Genomic DNA, 19,153 nt, shown 5'->3' on the forward strand with positions numbered 1-19,153 from the left:
TCTTTTAAGTGCACTCGAAGGAAAAATGATGATGTGAAACCGTACGTTAAAATGAACGTAATCATAAAAGGTGATATTCATAAGTACATAAAGGAGTGACTCAATGAAGAAAGGGTTAAAAATCGTTGGCCGGTTTTGGATCGTCTTAATATTAACGGCTTTCATTACAGGTTTCATTCAATACCTTTACCGAAGCCTAGGCATAGATTATGAGGCGTATACATCGATCATCACGATGGGGGGTCTCGTGTACATCTTTATCATTGACCAAAACAAAATACAGTTTTTTTGGTCAGCAGGGGAAAATCGGGAAGGTTTAAGTCGAAAGCCTACAATTCTACTAAAAATAACTGCAGTACTAATCATTGGCGTACCTGTCGTTATGCATTGGATGTAAAAGTAGAGCTATTATGGGAACATTTATGGTCATATCAATAATGTTTGCTCTTGTCATACTTGTATGTGTTGTCGTGAAAAATAGAAAGTTTTCAATTGTTTCTATGATCGCGATGTTTTCAGTCATTGCAGTTGTTTTACTCTTTGGATTTCGGTTCACAGCGATAGAAACAGTTCCAGGGAACGCAAACGAAGTCGGTTCCTATGACACGGTTTATGGAAAAGCACTTCTATATGAAGATGAAGATCAGCGCACATTTGGCTTAGCAAAGGTCAAACAGAGTTTTGGATTCCTTCATCGATACGCGGGTGGGACAAATGGATATTATGTGGAGGAACAAATGCCATTTCAAGCTGCTGGGTATGGTAGTAATGAAGATGATGGATTCTTAGTTGGTGTAAAGACGGCGACACCAGAAATAAAATATATCGTTGTCGGTGATCACTTTGATGAACTTCATCCATCAGAATCCTACAATTTTACAATGGAAACAGTGAACGACCACCTTGATATGTATGAATTCAAAGAAGTCGACGACAACTATGCCTTTTTCGTACTCGATGAATACACAGAGGAAACATGGACAATTAGAGCTTTAGACGAAGAGGGGCATCTAGTTGCTGACAAATTGTTTGGTAACGATGTGCGTGGTGTTGATTGGTAAGTGTAAGCTGTCGAAGCATGGGGACGGTCCTTCTGCTTCCCAAGTCATAGCAAAAAGAAGCAAGAGAACCGTCCCTCTGCTTCTAAATATCAGCTAAGTTTTCCCGGTCTGCTGCTTGTGGAGGTTCTTCCATCCAGCCTTGTTCAATGTTGAAGTCAGCAAGATCTTCGGTGTATGAGGCAATCTCCATACTAAGCCGAGCAAATAGAAAACCTAAATCATGTCTTGGGCTTGTCCCCATTGCGAGTCCATAATTACCAATACTAGATGCACATAGAAATGTAATGAAATTTATGATCAGCTTATCTGAGAAAGGTGATTCTTGAGATTTAGTCACCCCTGCATCCCACGGGCTTGGTGTCGGTAAATGATCCTCGATTAACTTTTGAGAAAAAAGCTTTATATGTTTTTCGGCAATCCCTTTCCCTCTCCATATAAGACTTCGAACCTCTTTTGAATCTGCGACTTGCGCAAAAGCGATCATTAAGGTTTTCCCTAATGTGTTTCCATCTAAATTTGTAAAAAGGTGTGTAATTTCTTGGGCTAATAAAGGTCGTCTTTTTGAAGTGAAGCCAGCCAAGAAGTTTTTCTTCGTAACAAATCGAACTTTATCTGGATAAGAAAAACCATGGCTACGCTCTCGTAGCCACCATCTACAATGAAAACGAATTTCTACCAAAGTATGGACTACCTTATTTGATATGTGGAAATACAGTTAATAACAATACAGCCAGGCTGGACATACATTGGTGGGTCTTGAAAAAGATACCCCGTATAAGAAACTGGTTATGACAGTATAGAAGTACCAACTACTGTGTCTAGAACACGTATACAAAATTTTTGAAACAGAACTACTGTCATTTGTATTGTTTACTAAATTAATAAGGTGGTTCTCTTATGGAAGCAATGATTGAACGATGTGCAGGCCTAGATGTACACCAAGAAACAGTGGTAGCTTGTGTTTTGTACGGTCCATTAGATAAAAGACCTAAAAAGTTGATAGAGTCTTTCTCCACAACAACAACCGGGTTACTACAATTACAAGATTGGTTAACAACCTTTGAAATAACAGATGTAGTAATGGAAAGTACAGGAGTGTATTGGAAACCTGTATGGAACATTCTAGAATCTCACTTCCAGCTTACCCTTGCCAATGCCAAACATGTGAAAAATGTACCTGGTAGAAAAACTGACGTAAAAGATGCAGAATGGCTTGCAAAACTATTGCGAAGTGGACTTATTGAAGGAAATTTTGTACCACCCGAAGATATTAGAGATTTACGTGATCTCACACGGTATCGAAAAAAGCTCATTAGTAATCGTACAGCTGAACAGAATCGGATCCATAAAGTCCTTCAAGACGCTAATATTAAACTCACTTCAGTACTATCAAATATTTTCGGCCAATCAGGTCGAAAAATTTTAGAAGCAATGATCAATGGCGAAAAAATTGAAATAGAGGATCTTAATACCATGGTCCATTGGCGCACAAAAGCAAGCTTAAAAGAGATCGAAGAAGCGATCAATGGACGTATTCGTCGTCACCATCGTGATATGTTAAGTTATCATTGGAATCACATGGTTTATTTAGAAAAAACGATCGAAGAGTTGGAAGAACAAATCGATCAATGTTTAACTCCTTATCGCAAGGAAGTAGAATTATTGGATACGATCCCTGGAGTAAATCAAGCTGGTGCAGCTACATTTATTGCAGAAATGGGTGTTGATATGAATGTATTTAAATCTGCTAAAAACCTTGCATCATGGGCTGGTGTGAGTCCAGGAAATAATGAAAGTGCTGGTAAAAAAAAAACGAGTAAAACAGTAAAAGGTAACAAAGCATTAAAAACCATGGCAGTTGAATGCGCATTAGCGACCTCAAAGCAAAATAATCGAATTTCTGCACACCGGAAAAGAATTATGAAACGGCAAGGAAAGAAGAAAGCTCAAATGGCTTCAGCTCATTTAATTTTAACCATAGCTTATAACGTTTTAAAAAAAGGAGAACCGTATGAGGAACTAGGCCCCGAATACGTTCACCAAAACCTACAAAACAAAGAACTAAAGATGATCGAATACCTAAAAAAGAAAGGCTATACAGTAGCAACATCTGACGAAAAAACTGCATAAGCAGTAATAATAGTACATAAATGTCATAGACAAGCCCTCGAAAAAAAACAGGGATAGGAGGGCTTATTTTAGTATTGCCTTTTGGCCAAGTTGTTTTCATACAAAATATATGGTGGGCGAATATAAAGCCCTTTGTTTTTTAATACTTGCAAAGATTTTTCATCCATGTCTGTTGTTGTTTCGATGCAATAGCGAAATAAAGAGCGCACATCATCACGAGAGCTTAAAGAAAGTGCAATTGAATATGTACCTAATCCTGCTTTTGCCATGCTTTTTACGAAATTAATAAGGACGATGTCGGTGAATAATTTAGGTGCATTAAGGTTTACGTCTTTCTCAGTAAAACCTTGAGGAATTGGGATGTTTTCACTATTAAAAATGGTAGTGATGGTCTGGATATATTCATTTGCAAGTTGTAGTGAATCGTCGATCACAGGTTTTATTTCTTCATCCTCAACTGTCTTTGTGAAATATTCAAGAATACAAACGGACATTGTATTGTTTATATAAGTCGCCCATAGATTGGCGATTTCTGCTGATGTTAACTGAGTGTCGTGTGTTGAGCCCATTTTCTTTTCCCTCCCACTTTTTTATACTTTTTGTATGAATAGGAAAATTATTCATTCCTTGTTTAAATATCGAACTATCCTTCCTATTTTATACGGGGGAGGGAATTGGTTATTTATGTTAAAATAGTTAAAGTACTAACGATAATAGACGGAAAATTTCGTTCACTTTAGGTGGAGCGGGAGGACATATGAATATAAAGAGTGAGAAAGAGATTGTTGAGCTCGTTGAAGAAGACAAGTGGATGATGGATATATTGATAGCTTCAAAATCATTGAACCTTCCAGACTGGTGGGTGTGCGCTGGATTTGTCAGATCGAAAATTTGGGATGCCTTGCACGGTTTTAATGAACGAACTTCGATGCCAGACATCGATGTCATTTATTTTGACCCGGCGAATGTAAGTGAGGATCACGAAAAAACGTTGGAAGTGGAGCTGAATCTAGTTTTACCAGACGTCCCTTGGTCGGTGAAGAATCAGGCAAGAATGCACGTTGTAAACAACATTGAGCCTTATACGAGTTCGGTCGATGCGATTTCGAAGTTTCCAGAAACGGCGACAGCGTTAGGGCTAAAGTTAGATGCCAAAGGCAACGTTATTTTAACAGCACCTTGCGGGGTGGGAGATGTACTTAACATGGAAGTAAAGCCAACACCGTTTTTTCAAGAGACAAAAGAAAGAGCGGCAATTTATGAGGAGCGTCTTGTCAAAAAGAATTGGCCATCCACTTGGTCAAATGTGGAAGTGTATCACGTTGAGTAATTAATTGGGTAACCATTAATCCCCAGTTGCCAAGCACATGGGGATTAATGGAAATTAATGAAGGGGATCATTTCGCATGTATGTCAACGTGTTGAAATGATTCTTTGATTTGCCATGGCTTCAAAAACGTGGCCAGCTTGTTTGAAGGATCATTTAAAACTTCATCAGTTGCACCGTTATCATAGGCAGCTCCACTTTCTAAATAAAGCAACCTGTTCGTCAAAAGCTTTACTTCGGTTAAGTCATGGGTAATAAATAACACGGTCGTTTTTGTTTCCTTAAGTACTCCATTTAACTCTTCAATCAGACTCATTTTCGTCGGGAAGTCGAGGGCGGAGAACGGTTCATCTAAGAACAGCACCGATGGCTCCAACACGAAGGCGCGTGCAAGGTTCATCCGTTGTGCCTCTCCACCTGATAACGAAAAGGCATGTTCGTTTGCTAAATGATCGATTCGAAAGGTTTCTAGCCATTTCATCACTTTTTTATGCCGCTCTTCTTTTGGCAGTTTACGAATCTTTAAGCCGATTTCAACATTATGAAACACGGAACTTTGGAATCTTTGTGAATGTTGGAAAACGCAAGCCCACTCTCTACGAATGTGTAAAGCGGGGGAAGCAACGGACAAAGGCTTTCCTTGATAGGTCACACTTCCTTCATTAGGTGGTTCGAGTAATGCACAAGCTTTTAATAGCGTAGACTTACCCGCGCCATTCGGACCGATGATTCCTAAACGGTCGCCTTTATCTAGTGAAAGGTGATCGATGCCAACAGTCTTTTTTCCATTCCGGTGGCACACAATGTTTTCAAATGTAATGAATGGTTTCATGCTGCCACATCCTTTTGTTGAAGACGTAGTAATAAAATCGTGACAAGTAAAGCAAGAGACATGAGAATAAATGATAGGGCAATGGCGATGTGGAAGTTACCGCGAGACACTTCCATCACCATAGCAGTCGTAAGAATTCTCGTTTCCCCTTTGAGATTTCCTCCGACCATCATTGCTGCCCCAACTTCTGCTAACACTCTGCCCAGTCCGGCCATAATCGCAGCCATGATCCCGAAGCGAGCTTCTTTTACATAAAGAATGAGTGTCTGCCATTTTGTAGGTGCTAATGCTTTAATTTGTAATAGTAGAGAACGATCCAATTTTTTAAACGCTGAATACGTAAGAGAAATAATAATCGGTAAGGATACAGCGACTTGGGCGATTACAATCGCTTTCGTTGTAAACAACCACCCTAAATCCCCAAGTGGGCCAGAGCGCCATAAAACCATTGTCACCCATAATCCTGCAACGACTGGTGGAAGGCCCATTCCTGCATGAGCGATTAGCACAACAATTTTTTTACCAGGAAAACGCTTAAAAGCTAAAAGCATCCCGACAGGTATTCCGACAATCGTACTCACTAAGACAGATAAAAAGCTAACTTGAATTGTCACCCACGTAATATGAAGTACTTCTTGATCTAGTTGAAAAATCATACGAATGGCTTCAATAAGTCCAGACCAGACGAGTTCCATTTTCTACACCTCAATTTTCGTCCTAAAAAATAGTTATTGATTATTGAAAAATAAAGGCTGACCCCACTTTTCTATTCCGTATTCTCCGGTAATGGATTGCACTTCTTCAGAACGGAAGAACTCAACAAAAGCTTCAGCCGCTTCCTCATTGATTTGATCAGATAGCTCCGAATTTACTTGCATGACATGATAAATATTCTCTAAGTATTTGTCGCCTTCTACGAGAATTTTTAACGTTTCTAGCTGCTCTTTAAGGAATAAGTACGTTCCGCGGTCAGTGAGTGTATAGCCTTCACGCTCAGCTGCGATGCGTAAAGTGTCTGCCATTCCTTGTCCTGTTTCCATATAGTCATCATATTCAGGTGATACTCCAGCAACCTCCCAGATTTCTTCCTCTTTTTTGTGTGTGCCGGAATCGTCCCCTCTCGAATAAAACAGATGCTGGTCTTCAGCAATTGTTTGAAAAGCTTCATCAACAGTCAACTCTTCAATATTTGCAGGATCATTAACGGGGCCAATGACGACAAAATCGTTATGCATGACCCGATGTCTATTGATCACATGACCGCCTTCTTCTATTATCTCCTCTGCTGCTGGGGCGTGTGTTAACAGAGCGTCTGCTTCTCCATTTTCCCCCATTGCTAACGCTTGTCCAGAACCAACAGCAATGATTTTTACATTGACTCCAGTTTGTTCTTCAAAAATAGGAATAAGTTCATCTAGTAATCCACTGTCATAAGTACTTGTCGTCGTTGATAAAATCATTTCTCCACCGATGTTAGCCTCGTCGGAAGCTGTTGCTTCATCCGTTGCATTGTTACAAGCAGTAAGTAGAACGAAAAATAGAGTGGAAAACAAAAAAAGTTTCATTTGGTGTTTCATAGCTGATTCCTCCTAAGTTGTGATTCATGAAATTGTTGATAGATTTGTGTAAAGCGTGTTGCCCATGTCGGATGTGTTGTAGCCAGAGATGGAATGTAGCACGTCCGATTCGTCATTTGATTGCAAAGTATTTTGCAGTTGTGCGAGCTTGTCTTTATTTTCATCCGTCCACTTAAAAATGAAGTCGAATGATTCTTCGACGATCGGGATAAACTCTAGGCCGAGTAAATGCGCGACAGGCTCAATGCCTAAAGTAACATCGGCTGAACCATTTAAGATGTGAGTCGCTGCCATATAGTGCGTCCATTCTTCATTTTCATAGCCGACAATCGATGAAGGTGAGATTTGCTCTTCTTTTAAATGGAAATCAAGGAGTTGTCTCGTTCCAGAGCCTTTCTGTCTGTTCGCAAACGTGATGTTGTTTTCCGCTAAAGAATGCCAATCGGTAATCTCCTTTGGATTTCCTCGGGACACAATAAATCCTTGCTTTCGTTTTGTGAAGTGGACGACGGTAATCGGACTTGACGAAAAAAACTGTTCAATGATCGGTAGATTATACGTCCTGCTTTTACGGTCGAATAAATGAACAGCAGCGACGTCACACTCGTTTCGGTATAAAGCCATACAACCTTCTAAACTACCGATAAAAGAAGTTTGTATGCGAAGTGGATGTTGTTCATTTTGATGAATGTCTTGACAAAACTTCTCGAGAAGGAGGTCGTGACTTCCAGCGAGACGAAGACTACTTTGTTCATTTGAGTGTAAAGGATCACGATTAACAGTCGATTGCTGGTTTTTGAAGGACTCCAGCTCACGTTCTTCAATTCTCATTTTATTTCCAACTTTAAATGCAATGAGTTGCTTTCGTTTAATCAATTCATAAACGGTATGTTTTGAGATTTGCAGTAGCTGAGCAATTTCTTCAGGTGTATAAATTTTATCACCCATGCCGAGCCCTCCTTAAAATAAACTTGCTATTGTCCATATTAGTAGATTGTTTTATATGTTTCTGTGAGTTTCGTCACGAGTTGTTAAGTTTTGTTCTGTTTTATTAAGTATTGTACGGTTTTGTTAGAAATCCTTTATTTTGTTAGCGGGAATCTTAAGGTTTTCCAACGGAATGGAAAATCATGATAAACTGAATACGTCATACATAAGAGAAGTGGTGAGAATGATGAACAAAAATGTAATAAGTTTTGCTGTTGTTGCGCTCATTGTTGTTTCGGTTCTATTTGTCTTTAATGATCCAAATGAACAAGCGGCAGATTCTGTTGATGAAGGTAAGCTCGAAAAATTAACAGAGGAAAATGAGCGGTTAAAAGATGAGGTCGCACAGTTAAAGGAAGAGGCAAGCTCCATTAAACCGATGGTTTATCAAGACTTTTTGGATGCGAAAAAGACAGTCGAGCTTTTTGCAGAAATAGATGAGCTGGAAGTTGCAAAGTCACTTCTTACGGATAACATAACGATAATTGAGCAATCTAGTAGTTTCTCCATTAACGTTAACAAAGAGAACGGCAGTACAACGATGAGGGAGTGGATCCCAACTAGTGATCTTGAATTAATTAGCATTTCCAAAATGGAAGATCAGATCATTCTATTTTATAACGCAGATTGGGGAGACCTTGTATTTACGTTAGTCAAGGAAGACGGGTGGAAGATCAAAGATATTAAATGAACGAATAATAGGGACATTTTTATTTGACAATACGTATGAGGTTATTTATACTAGCTTTTGTATTTAGTATGTATAGCAACTAAATGGGCGAGGGGATTTATTTGAAATTTTCTTTTCAAGACTATATCAGTATAAAAATTCATAAAACAGACCTTCTTTTGACGAGTCTTATTAAATCAAGGTTAGAGCCTTATAACCTTGCTCCTGAGCAAAATTTGATTATGATGCTCCTGTGGGAAAAAGATGGATTAACGCAAAACCAGATCGTTGAAAAGCTCGCAAAAGATAAGACGAATGTGGCAAGAATGGCATCAAACCTTGAGAAAAAGGGCTTTATTAAACGAGTGCATTGTACAGATGACCGTCGTGCAGTGAAACTTTATCTTACGCCTGCTGGGAAAGAGCATGGAAAAAAAGTCGTTCCTGTTTCTGAAGAATTTGATGAAATTGTTTGCGACGGACTTTCAAAAGAAGAACTACAAGAGCTGGAGAGGCTACTTTCAAAAGTCAGAGAGAATGTTTTAAAAAATAGTCAGTAGTTGCTGATTATTCTATCCTACTTAGTTGCTGTGACAACAATATGATATTACAAAGTTGCTATAACAACTTTTATCAAATAATTGGAGGTTATTTAGATGGCAAACGTATTATTTATTAAGGCAAATTCAAGACCAGTTGAACAAGCGGTAAGTGTGAAACTTTACCATAAATTCCTTGAGAATTATAAAGAAGCGAACCCACAAGATGAGATTACAGAACTTGATTTGTTTGAGGAAAATCTACCATACTATGACACAAATAAGATCAATGGAATGTTTAAACTTGCAAATGGTTTGGAATTAACTGATGCTGAAGAGGAAGCGACACAGCTCGTAAACAAGTATTTAAATCAATTCCTTGAGGCTGACAAAGTAGTTTTTGCTTTCCCACTATGGAACTTCACGGTACCTGCTGTATTACACACGTATTTAGACTATTTAGCACAAGCTGGAAAGACATTCCGTTACACTGCAGAAGGGCCAGTTGGCTTATTAAACGGTAAGAAAGTAGCATTATTAAATGCAAGAGGTGGCGTTTACTCAGAAGGACCGGCACAAGCTGCTGAAATGGCTGTGAATTACGTAAGCAACATGCTAAACTTCTGGGGCATTGAAGACATTACAAAAGTGATTGTTGAAGGCCATAACCAGTTCCCAGACAATGCGGAAGAAATCATTGCTGAAGGTTTAGAACAAGCAGCAAGTGTAGCAAAACAATTTTAATAGAATGATTGAAAAAACAGGGGTTTTCGGTATAATCCCTGTTTTATTTTTATTTGGAGATTATGATTGAACAAGATATGGATAATGTGGGAATTTCACTAATTTTCCGACATTCTTAGGTTTGATAATGACTTCATTTTTCTTATTTCTCGCTTGAAGGCGGAAGTTCTCAATACCTCTTCCATCAAAGTAGCAAGGACTTTCAGACTTTCTATTCATAATGAATGCTCCTCTCTCAATGGGTGTAGCTTCATTATAATGAATTTTTTGTAAATTCACAACTAATTTCTTACATAAACTTAGTGCAAATATACTAAATAAAATGATGAAAGATAACCGGTATTATACAAAAAAATCCAGGTTCCTGGCACCTGGGAATTTATTGGATGATCATATTAGCTCATCATCTTCTGGGGTGTCGTATGTTACATACGTTCCTGCGATGAAGTCATGGATGGATCGTTTATCCTCTCTTAACGCAACCATAAAAATGCTAACAATCAAGGCGATTCCGAATGAAATAAGATAAACCAATCCAGACACAATATCTCGCAAAAGCATTGTTCCGATTCCGACTTTATGCCCGTCAACCCTCGCGATACGGATGCCAGCTGCTCGCTTCCCTAACGTGTATCCGTACCAAACGACAGGAAGAATGAGGAAGTATAAAAGTTGTAAGAGATCGAGAAACGTATACGAATCAATGAAAAATTGGCCGTATATAATGAGCGAAATGATGCCTAAAACGATAGATAGAAAAATACCATCTACAATGTTTGCACCAAGGCGAATCCAAAAACCGGCGGGATTACTAGCATTCATGCTAAAACACTCCTTACAAAATTATGTCTTTTTTATACTTATGACGAATGTCCGGTCATTTATTTCTCATACAAGTAATTAAATAAGATAAATGTCATATGAAGAACTGTTCATCTTCGTATATCGAAGGGGAGATTTGAAATTGGTATGTGCTCACAGTTTTTCTTTTGCTACAAAACGACCATTTTCTAAACTTCAGTGTCCTCCTCTCATTTATTTACGATTGTTATCTAATGACGTTTCAGAGTTTTTCACTATGATGGAAGAAAATGATGATTTTTTAAATGAGCTTGCCCATAAAAATAACATTATAGTCATAAAAAATAGTGATGATGTTTATTGCTTATACTCAATAAAAAACGAGGGTGACTTATAAGTGTTAGGCACTTATGAGTCATCCTCGTGTTTGCTCGTTTGCCTCTTGTAAAAAGACGTTTTTTACATTGGAGGGCGTCAACGGTCGTCTTATTTAGAAATTTTGTTTTAAGATTCTTCCCCAATCACCGCTTCTGCGATGTTTACGGCGTGGTCACCGATTCTCTCTAAATTACTAACCATATCGACATAGGCGATTCCTGCAGAGCCACTGCACTTTCCTTCATTTAAGCGAAGAATGTGTTGTTTACGTAATTTACGTTCCATTTTATCAATTTGTTCTTCTTTTAATACAACCGAGCGAGCTGCGTCCACATCATTGTTTTCTAATGAAAGAATCGCTTGTTGTAATGTATCGATTGTTAAATCAAACATTTCCGTTAAATCTTCTGTCGCAGATTCAGAGATCTTCACTTTATTCGTGATTTGATATTCTGCAAGTTCAACTAAGTTTTCCATGTGGTCACCGACACGTTCAATATCGCGAACTGTATCCATCAACATCGAGTGAATTTGAGAGTCGTGAGATGTTAATGAATTCGAAGACACTTTCACTAAGTAATCCGTAATTTTACGGTCTAAGTTGTTAATCGCATCTTCAAATTGATACGTAAGTTCTGCATGGCGTTTTTCATTTGTAATCACAAAGTCACGAGCTTGTATTAATCCTTTTTCCGAGAGCTCTGCCATACGTAATGTTTCTTTTTTCGCTTGTCCTAACGCAATGGCTGGAGACTGTTGAACAAGAATTGGATCTAAATGTTGCGCTTTATATTCAATGACCGTTTCTTTCCCGGGCACCAACTTCATAATTAACGCCGCTAATAAAGCGATAAAAGGCAATTGAAGCAAGACGTTCGCCGTATTAAAAATCCCGTGCGCAAAGGCAATTGTCATCGGTGCGTTTAAGTTCAAGAAAGAACTTAATGAATCGATCATTGCCGTATAAGGGACAATGAATATGAGAACAATCGTCGTTCCTACTAAGTTAAAAATAACATGTGATGCTGCCGCACGTTTTGCAGCTAATGAAGACCCTAACGCTGCTAAAACGGCTGTAATCGTTGTTCCAATGTTATCACCAAATAAAACTGGTAAGGCCGCTTCGAGGGGAATAGCCCCTTGATCAAATAGTTGTTGTAATAATCCAATCGATGCTGATGAACTTTGAACAGCGACCGTAAAAGCTGTTCCGATCACAACCCCAAGGATCGGGTTTTCACTCATAGTAATTGTTAAGTCTATAAAGAGGTCTAATTCACGTAAGGGATATAAACCGTTCCCCATAATATCTAAACCGTAAAACAATGCTCCAAACCCGAAAAATACTTGTCCGAAGTTATTTGCTTTTTTGTTTTTAAAGAAGAAGATTAAGAGTACTCCTAAAGCCATAATCGGTAATGCGTATTCGGAGATTTTTAAACCGATAATAAATGCTGTAACTGTCGTTCCGATGTTTGCACCCATGATGACGCCGATGGCTTGTCTAAATGTCATAAATCCTGCGTTTACAAGACCGATTGTTAAAACAGTTGCTCCTGTACTCGTTTGTAATAGAATCGTGACAATAATACCTGTAAATACACCCATCACTGGGTTTGTCGTAAATTTATCTAAAATATCACGAAGGCGATCGCCTGCTACTTTTTGAAGGCCATCTCCTAAAAATTTAATACCGAATAGAAAAAGACCGAGTCCTCCAAAAAACATAAATAGTAAGTCACGTAATGGTAGTTCCACAAGATCATCCCCTTGTTTTTGTTAAAGTTCGTGTGTTTCAACGTTTTTAATATTACATAGTATTTGTTAACTGTTTATAAACGGAGTGTAAAGATTTAATAAAGATCAAAGGAGAGTCTTTACGTTTTCTTTACAATCGGAAGCACACATAGATTTGAGGGATGAAAGAAAGTTATAGAAATGTGATTTTTGTGGTCTAACAGAAATGAGGAAAATAATGTTAAAATAATGATAGCGATTTTTCAAAAAGGAGGAGCTCACTATGCTGATAGGATGGAAAACGAAGTTTAAAAGGTTCTTTTTGATTTTTTTCATCTTTTTCGTAGCGTGGTTTGTGATCCATACGGTAGTTATCGTCGTTGATGGCTTCACGGATGATCTCAATCAAGCAGATGCTGCAGTGGTGTTAGGAAACAAAGTGGAGCTTGACGGGGAACCGTCAAAAAGGCTACAAGCGAGGTTAGATAAAGCTGCAGAGTTATATGATGAGGGATATTTTGATTACGTGATTGTTAGTGGTGGTGTCGGTGAGGAAGGTTTTGAAGAAGCCAAAGTGATGAAAAACGATTTAGTAGGTCAAGGCATTCCAACTGATAGAATTATCGAAGACGATAATGGATACAATACAGCGATGACGGCGGAAAATTCGCGTGTCATCATGGATCAATTTGGATTAGATAGCGTCATGGTCATTACGCAACATTTTCATATTTCAAGGACGAAACTAGCATTTAAACAAGAAGGTTTTGAAGAAGTATATTCGGCGCATGCAGAAATTTTTGAGTTAAGGGATCTTTATTCCACGGTCCGTGAGTTCCCAGCTTATTATAAATACTTCCTAACACAGTAGTTTGTTAGATTAGGGTGGAGAAGTTGATACAATGAAATAAAAAGGGCTTAACGGTGATATATTAATTTCAATGGCCATATTCTTCCTATTTGGCTGTTCTTGCCATTATAGACCATTATGTAAAAGGATACGACTATTGCACAATTGTTTTAAATTAGTAGAGTAGGGGTAGAGGGGTGATGTACCTCGAAATTACAAATTTATAAGCAAGGAGTGGTTGTAAAATGGTAGACTTGTATCCTTCAAGAATCGGAGATAACACTAAGATTTTGAAGCGTCAAGACCCTGTGATTTTCAGTAGCTCCAATGAACAGAAAGGTCCATTGACAAAAGAAGATCTTCAATCATATGAAGACAATGGCTATCTTCTTTGTAAACAATTATTTTCAGAAGATGAAGTAACGTTTATGAAAGAAGAACTGTCTCAGATGATGGAAGAAAATCGAAACCGACAAGCAGATGATGTCATTAAAGAGCCGGGAAGTAATGACGTTCGCTCTGTTTTTGAAGTTCACAAAAACAGCGAGTTTTTTAAACGTCTTTCAGAAAATGAGCGTCTTGTATCGGTAGCGCAGCAGCTTCTAGGCAGCTCTGTATATATCACACAATCACGTATCAATTTTAAGCCAGGTTTTAAAGGGAAAGAATTCTACTGGCATTCAGATTTTGAAACGTGGCACGTGGAAGACGGAATGCCAAACATGAGAGCGGTGAGCTGTTCGATTATCTTAACGGATAACTATGAATACAATGGTCCACTCATGCTCATTCCAGGTTCTCACAAATGGTATATCTCTTGTCCCGGTAAGACACCAGAAAACAACTTTAAAAACTCACTGAAAAAACAAGAGTTAGGTGTGCCTGATCATGATAGTCTAGAATGGCTCGTTGACCAAGCAGGCGGTCAAATTGATACAGCGACAGGACCTGCTGGATCCGTTTTATTCTTTGAATGTAATACGATGCACGGTTCGGCTGGGAATATGTCGCCATTCCCACGAAGTAATGTATTCTTCGTCTATAATAGCATTGAAAACAAGCTGCAGGCACCGTTCTCTGGAAGTAGCCCTCGTCCGGAATTTTTAGCAAATCGCCAAAACATCAGTCCGATTATTCCTAGAAAAGAGACGATTGAGAGCATTCCAGGTAGTAAGCCATCGGTAGTCTGACGAGCATATACTTAACTTATTAAGCGCGGTATATTGAATCCCGCGGTCAGAAACAGCTTCTGGCTCATTTAACATGAGCAGAAGCTGTTTTTTTTTATGCGCTCGTGGTGCGTGATTTTAGGTCATTGACCGGACGAAAAAAGGGAATACCCTGTGAGTAAGCCCTTGAAACTCACCACCATAACCACCTCCACCTTAAGACGGAGGAAATTTCCGTCTGCAGAAAGTTTAATTACATTATTTTTCCGAATATAATGAAATTACCGAAAAGAGAATATGTGTTGGAGAGGATGAATCACTTGGATAATTTAATTGAAGTACGAGGAATTAGTAAAGAGTTTGTGAAACGTAAAACGAAAGAAAAAACTCGGGCTGTGAATGGTGTCTCTTTTAATGTGCAACGTGGTGAAGTGCTCGGGCTACTTGGACCAAACGGAGCAGGAAAAACATCGACGATTAAGATGATCTGCGGTTTGCTGAAAGCTGATTCGGGTTCAATCCATATTAATGGATTTGATATAAATAAACATCGATTGAAGGCACTCGGTCATATTAGTGCGGTATTAGAGGGAAACCGGAATCTGTATTGGCGACTCACGGTTAGAGAAAACTTAGAGTACTTTGCTGGCAATCGTGGCAAGTCTCGTAAGCAAGTTGCAAGTCAAGTTGAGAAACTGCTAGAGCAATTTCGGTTAAAAGAAAAAGAGAATGAACTTGTGAATGGACTGTCGCGTGGGATGCAGCAAAAGTTAGCGATTGCAGTGGCACTTTTAGCAAATACCGAAATCATTTTACTAGATGAGCCCACGCTTGGTCTTGATGTCGAGATTAGCTATGAGCTCCGTGAGATCTTAAAAACAATTGTTAAAGAGGAAAAACGCACGATCATCATTAGTTCACATGACATGCCAGTTGTTCAAGAATTATGTGACCGCACAATTATTATTAATAAAGGAACGGTCGTCGTTGATGAGAAGGTGGAGAATCTCCTTAAGCTGTTTGAAACGAGAGCGTATTCGATAAAACTAGGGAGTGCACTCAGCCAAGCGCAACAAGATAAACTATCCGCTACGTTCCCTTTAAGTACGTATAAAAACGAGTCGCATCAAGCCATTGTTGAAGTGAATTTAGAACGAAGTGAGGATATTTATGAGCTTTTTGATATATTCAAAACGGAAGGAACGCTCGTTGAAGGGATTGATCGAACGTCGATCGATTTTGAGCAAGTGTTTATGGAGATCGTGAAAGGAGAAACCGACTATGCGTTGGCTTAATTTATTAAAAGCAAATGTTCGAAAAGAATATATTGAACTGAAGCGCTATTTACCAAACACGGTAGCACTGCTTATAACGTTTTATTTCATTTTTCTCGCAGCTTTTTTTGGAATCATGTTTATCGGTGATCCGGCTAGCTTTGATACAAATGTCCAATATTCCATTGTCAGTGTTGCCTTTTGGAGTTTGACGATGATGACGATGAATTTTATCGGTTTTTCCGTCATTACAGAAGCGATGCGTGGAACTTTAGAACAACTTTACATGTCGCCGATGGGCGTTTGGAGGATCATGCTTACCCGAATCATTGGTCAGTTTTCGTTACAATCTCTCGTTATGGTTATCTTGCTTTTTGCAGCAATGCTAACTTCAGGACAATGGCTGAACCTTAATCCGCTAACGACGGTCCCGATCATTTTAGTCACAATGGTGAGCATGGTCGGTGTAAGCTTTATGATTGCAGGGTTAGCGATTATTGTTAAACAAATTCAGGCGTTTCTACAAATCTTCCAATTCGTATTAATGGCGCTCGTTTTTGTTCCGTTGACTGTCGCACCGTTTCTTGCATTTGCTCCATTTGTTAAGGGAGTAAATATGGTGAGAGATGTGATGATGGAAAATTTGACGTTAACACAAATTCCAGGAACTGATTATGCGATTCTTTTCGCGAACTCACTCGTCTACCTAGCTTTAGGACTTTTCGTCTTCAACCTGTGTGAGAAAGTAGCGATGAAAAAAGGTTTACTCGGTCAATATTAGATTTGAAATACAGAAAATTCATTGAATTAGCTTTCCACCTAGTATGCAATAGTAAAAATTATACAAATATTCGATGAGAAAGAGAGTAATTACTCAAGTTTTCAAAGCGAGTCAGGGATGGTGCGAGCCTGGTAAAACTAGTGTAATGAACCGCACTTTTGAGAAACGTACTTGAACCGTTAAGTAGAGTATGTCGGGGAAGTTCCTCGTTAACAACAGTAAGGGAACCTAATGAGGTTAACTGGAGTGGTACCGCGGGTGATGATTAGCTCGTCTCTTTTATAGATGATGTTCAGAAAGTCCGGTGAAAATGACACATCGAATTTCTTTGTTGGCTTGCTTTTTCGGTTCTCACGTATCTAAAAGCATACGCTCCGATCCTCAAAGCTGCGCCGCCTCGAACTTTCGACGCACAGGACGTGCTAGTGTCGGTGTTGCCACAGGACGTGGCGAACTTAACCGACTCGGTCCTTTTTATCCTCCTTTTTGAACACACATTTATAGAGGCGGGCTTTTTTATTTTTAAGGAGGGGTCGTTGGTGAAAAATGATGTAATGGTTCGAAAGGCAACACTTGAGGATCTTTCTGCAATACAAAAAATCGCGCGAGAAACGTGGCATGATACGTATGACGGCTTAATCCCACGAGACATTCAAGACAAGTTTGTAAGTCGAGCATATTCGGATGAAAATATGGCGTTACGTGTTGAAAAAACAGTATTATTTGTAGCCGAGATTAAAGGTGAAGTCGTTGGCTTTGCGAACTTTTTTCGAAGAGAGTCAGAAGAAGCTGAGTTAGGAGCTATTTACATCTATCCTGTAGGACAAGGAAAAGGCATCGGAAGCAAACTTCTCGATGCCGGAATCCACGAGCTTCATAACGTATCAAAGCTATTTGTCGAAGTAGAAAAAGGGAACGAATCGGGTGAAAGGTTTTATGAAGCAAAAGGGTTTGAGGTTGTAAAAGAATACGACGAAGATTTTTACGGGCATATGTTAAAAACAAAGCAGCTTATTTTAAAACTTTGATTTTATTTTATGAACGTTGCTGACTCGGGCATTGCTTTTTCTTTTGAATATAATTAAGTAACCAAATGCTTAATCCGTACACGATGATGTAAACGGGGATGGACATATAACTCTTCCATCCTTTAAATGTAAATACATCGTAAAAAAGTGATAACCATTCAAAAAAGGTTGTAAACAATGCACAAATAATAACAAATAATATCGTTCCAGATCTCGAAAAGCTGCGTGGCTTATAGTAATTCGCTGCTAAATAAGCAAAAGGTGGATAGCCGATAAAAAAGAGAATGAAATCGAAAATTTCAAACTTCAGTGTATCGTTGCTGCTATACAAATTTAATGGTTCAACACCCAGTGTCATATCTGCCGTAAAGGCAAAGTAAATGTTCAGTGTCCAGATAAGGACGATTTCGACAGGGGTTAAATGTCTTTTAAGCATAAAAATGAAAAACCAGACGATGACTAAGGTGACGAGGATAAAAATCTCGTTTTCATCAAAGTTTTCTGGTGGATAAATGATCATGAAAAGGTCACCATCTCTTTTTTCAACAAGTTTTTAAGAAATGTTACGCATCCAACAGTAAGTATGATAATGACGATATATCGGAGTGATTCAAAGTACATGTTCCAGTTCTCGAATGTTAAATATCCAGCTTTGATAAACACGAACTCATGAAAAACGAATATGGCGATGGAAAGGGATACGATCATTAATTTTATCGTCCAATTGATCTTTGAAAAAATAAAATAGTTCACCCAAACGGCAATTAGTGGCTTCGAACCGAGTGAAGCTATTTTCTGTGTCCATAAACCGACCTCGATATTCGGAGTTTCTGTCAGTTCTAAATTAATGCTAATAAACGTTCCAGATAATTCGATGAAAATATTAGAGAATAAATAAGCACCGATTATGAGTAATGGGTTCATGTTTTCTCGTAGCTTGAACAGTGACACGATTAGGGCAAGCGTCAATCCACTGAAAACCCAAAGCATAACAACGAAAACTCCTATCATTTGTATGTTACATATATGATTAACTATGAATGAAATAAATATGTGACTAAAGTAGGGCTTTGAGGTTAACAAAACGAGGATAGTGCTATACAAAATTTTCCACGTATGTTAATCTTATTAAAATATTTAAAAACGCGATGAATAGAAGAGTAGATGGAAAGGTTCTTTACAGAGAGCTCTGCTTGCTGAAAAAGAGTATGAACATTTTCATTGAACCAAGACTCTGAGCGTTACATTGGAACCTATTAAGGGGATGG

General features: G+C 38.6%; 23 protein-coding genes and 2 other annotated features (1 of these 25 only partly in view). Of the genes, 12 read left to right on the forward strand and 11 right to left on the reverse strand.

The genetic code is table 11. The features are described 5' to 3' along the window. The first annotated feature begins 103 nt into the window (after positions 1-103). Positions 104-397 carry a hypothetical protein gene (locus LGQ02_RS01435; RefSeq protein ID WP_226516486.1) on the forward strand — a complete coding sequence of 98 codons (294 nt, stop codon included), beginning with the start codon at positions 104-106 and terminating at the stop codon, positions 395-397. A 25-nt stretch (positions 398-422) separates the two neighbouring features. Further along, positions 423-1,061 carry a hypothetical protein gene (locus LGQ02_RS01440; RefSeq protein WP_226516487.1) on the forward strand — a complete coding sequence of 213 codons (639 nt, stop codon included), beginning with the start codon at positions 423-425 and terminating at the stop codon, positions 1,059-1,061. A gap of 82 nt (positions 1,062-1,143) precedes the next feature. On the opposite strand, the gene LGQ02_RS01445 is transcribed toward LGQ02_RS01440, so the two are convergent. After that, the gene (locus LGQ02_RS01445) at positions 1,144-1,740 is read right to left on the reverse strand and encodes a DUF3231 family protein (RefSeq protein WP_226516488.1); all 597 of its coding nucleotides are present in this window, start codon (positions 1,738-1,740) and stop codon (positions 1,144-1,146) included. Between the two features lie 218 nt (positions 1,741-1,958). Between LGQ02_RS01445 and LGQ02_RS01450 the strand changes: the two genes are divergently transcribed. Continuing rightward, on the forward strand, positions 1,959-3,191 hold the full coding sequence (locus LGQ02_RS01450; protein ID WP_226516489.1) for an IS110 family RNA-guided transposase: 1,233 nt from the start codon (positions 1,959-1,961) through the stop codon (positions 3,189-3,191). Between the two features lie 68 nt (positions 3,192-3,259). Here LGQ02_RS01450 and LGQ02_RS01455 read toward each other — a convergent pair whose 3' ends face one another. Next, on the reverse strand, positions 3,260-3,760 hold the full coding sequence (locus LGQ02_RS01455) for a DUF3231 family protein (RefSeq protein WP_226516490.1): 501 nt from the start codon (positions 3,758-3,760) through the stop codon (positions 3,260-3,262). 188 nt (positions 3,761-3,948) lie between these two features. Here LGQ02_RS01455 and LGQ02_RS01460 point away from each other — a divergent pair, with 188 nt between their 5' ends. Further along, positions 3,949-4,521, forward strand: coding sequence for a nucleotidyltransferase family protein (locus tag LGQ02_RS01460; protein WP_226516491.1), 573 nt, complete (start codon positions 3,949-3,951; stop codon positions 4,519-4,521). A gap of 67 nt (positions 4,522-4,588) precedes the next feature. Here LGQ02_RS01460 and LGQ02_RS01465 read toward each other — a convergent pair whose 3' ends face one another. The 4 genes from LGQ02_RS01465 to LGQ02_RS01480 are packed head-to-tail and all read right to left on the reverse strand — an operon-like array spanning position 4,589 to position 7,875. Then, on the reverse strand, positions 4,589-5,350 hold the full coding sequence (locus LGQ02_RS01465; protein ID WP_226516492.1) for an energy-coupling factor ABC transporter ATP-binding protein: 762 nt from the start codon (positions 5,348-5,350) through the stop codon (positions 4,589-4,591). Further along, complete coding sequence (locus LGQ02_RS01470) at positions 5,347-6,045, reverse strand: ABC transporter permease (RefSeq protein WP_226516493.1); 699 nt, start codon at positions 6,043-6,045, stop codon at positions 5,347-5,349. Before LGQ02_RS01470 ends, LGQ02_RS01465 begins: the two co-directional genes overlap by 4 nt. A 33-nt stretch (positions 6,046-6,078) precedes the next feature. Next, the gene (locus LGQ02_RS01475; RefSeq protein ID WP_226516494.1) at positions 6,079-6,927 is read right to left on the reverse strand and encodes an ABC transporter substrate-binding protein; all 849 of its coding nucleotides are present in this window, start codon (positions 6,925-6,927) and stop codon (positions 6,079-6,081) included. A gap of 24 nt (positions 6,928-6,951) precedes the next feature. Then, positions 6,952-7,875 carry a helix-turn-helix transcriptional regulator gene (locus LGQ02_RS01480; RefSeq protein ID WP_226516495.1) on the reverse strand — a complete coding sequence of 308 codons (924 nt, stop codon included), beginning with the start codon at positions 7,873-7,875 and terminating at the stop codon, positions 6,952-6,954. Positions 7,876-8,098: 223 nt separating this feature from the next. Between LGQ02_RS01480 and LGQ02_RS01485 the strand changes: the two genes are divergently transcribed. The 3 genes from LGQ02_RS01485 (at position 8,099) to LGQ02_RS01495 (ending at position 9,867) form a co-directional block, all read left to right on the forward strand. Beyond that, positions 8,099-8,605: a bZIP transcription factor gene (locus LGQ02_RS01485; protein ID WP_226516496.1), complete on the forward strand. Its 507-nt coding sequence runs from the start codon at positions 8,099-8,101 to the stop codon at positions 8,603-8,605. A 101-nt stretch (positions 8,606-8,706) separates the two neighbouring features. Next, on the forward strand, positions 8,707-9,144 hold the full coding sequence (locus LGQ02_RS01490) for a MarR family winged helix-turn-helix transcriptional regulator (RefSeq protein WP_226516497.1): 438 nt from the start codon (positions 8,707-8,709) through the stop codon (positions 9,142-9,144). A 96-nt stretch (positions 9,145-9,240) separates the two neighbouring features. Next, entirely contained in the window at positions 9,241-9,867 is a 627-nt protein-coding gene (locus LGQ02_RS01495; protein ID WP_226516498.1) for an FMN-dependent NADH-azoreductase, read from the forward strand. 60 nt (positions 9,868-9,927) lie between these two features. Here the strand turns inward: LGQ02_RS01495 and LGQ02_RS01500 are convergent, their stop codons facing one another. The 3 genes from LGQ02_RS01500 to LGQ02_RS01510 form a co-directional block, all read right to left on the reverse strand. Further along, on the reverse strand, positions 9,928-10,086 hold the full coding sequence (locus LGQ02_RS01500) for a hypothetical protein (protein WP_226516499.1): 159 nt from the start codon (positions 10,084-10,086) through the stop codon (positions 9,928-9,930). Between the two features lie 171 nt (positions 10,087-10,257). Further along, the gene (locus LGQ02_RS01505; protein WP_226516500.1) at positions 10,258-10,689 is read right to left on the reverse strand and encodes an RDD family protein; all 432 of its coding nucleotides are present in this window, start codon (positions 10,687-10,689) and stop codon (positions 10,258-10,260) included. A gap of 483 nt (positions 10,690-11,172) precedes the next feature. Further along, positions 11,173-12,774 carry a Na/Pi cotransporter family protein gene (locus tag LGQ02_RS01510; RefSeq protein WP_226518182.1) on the reverse strand — a complete coding sequence of 534 codons (1,602 nt, stop codon included), beginning with the start codon at positions 12,772-12,774 and terminating at the stop codon, positions 11,173-11,175. 292 nt (positions 12,775-13,066) lie between these two features. Between LGQ02_RS01510 and LGQ02_RS01515 the strand changes: the two genes are divergently transcribed. From LGQ02_RS01515 to LGQ02_RS01535, 5 genes are all read left to right on the forward strand, one after another. Further along, positions 13,067-13,654, forward strand: coding sequence for a YdcF family protein (locus LGQ02_RS01515; protein ID WP_226516501.1), 588 nt, complete (start codon positions 13,067-13,069; stop codon positions 13,652-13,654). A 224-nt stretch (positions 13,655-13,878) separates the two neighbouring features. After that, a complete protein-coding gene (thpD, locus tag LGQ02_RS01520; RefSeq protein ID WP_226516502.1) occupies positions 13,879-14,823 on the forward strand; it encodes an ectoine hydroxylase in 945 nt (314 codons plus the stop codon). A gap of 299 nt (positions 14,824-15,122) precedes the next feature. Continuing rightward, entirely contained in the window at positions 15,123-16,097 is a 975-nt protein-coding gene (locus LGQ02_RS01525; protein WP_226516503.1) for an ABC transporter ATP-binding protein, read from the forward strand. Further along, a complete protein-coding gene (locus tag LGQ02_RS01530) occupies positions 16,084-16,857 on the forward strand; it encodes an ABC transporter permease (RefSeq protein ID WP_226516504.1) in 774 nt (257 codons plus the stop codon). The genes LGQ02_RS01525 and LGQ02_RS01530 overlap by 14 nt, the downstream gene beginning before the upstream one ends. A gap of 64 nt (positions 16,858-16,921) precedes the next feature. After that, positions 16,922-17,138 (forward strand) — a binding site (T-box leader). Between the two features lie 273 nt (positions 17,139-17,411). Then, positions 17,412-17,885, forward strand: coding sequence for a GNAT family N-acetyltransferase (locus LGQ02_RS01535; RefSeq protein WP_226518183.1), 474 nt, complete (start codon positions 17,412-17,414; stop codon positions 17,883-17,885). 7 nt (positions 17,886-17,892) lie between these two features. Here LGQ02_RS01535 and LGQ02_RS01540 read toward each other — a convergent pair whose 3' ends face one another. Both LGQ02_RS01540 and LGQ02_RS01545 read right to left on the reverse strand, forming a co-directional pair. Then, positions 17,893-18,405: a hypothetical protein gene (locus tag LGQ02_RS01540; RefSeq protein WP_226516505.1), complete on the reverse strand. Its 513-nt coding sequence runs from the start codon at positions 18,403-18,405 to the stop codon at positions 17,893-17,895. After that, entirely contained in the window at positions 18,402-18,875 is a 474-nt protein-coding gene (locus LGQ02_RS01545; protein WP_226516506.1) for a hypothetical protein, read from the reverse strand. Before LGQ02_RS01545 ends, LGQ02_RS01540 begins: the two co-directional genes overlap by 4 nt. Before the next feature lie 149 nt (positions 18,876-19,024). After that, positions 19,025-19,153: a binding site (T-box leader), on the forward strand; it runs 127 nt beyond the window's last position.

This window comes from Bacillus shivajii (assembly GCF_020519665.1).
GTDB classification, from domain to species: Bacteria; Bacillota; Bacilli; order Bacillales; family Salisediminibacteriaceae; genus Bacillus_CA; species Bacillus_CA shivajii.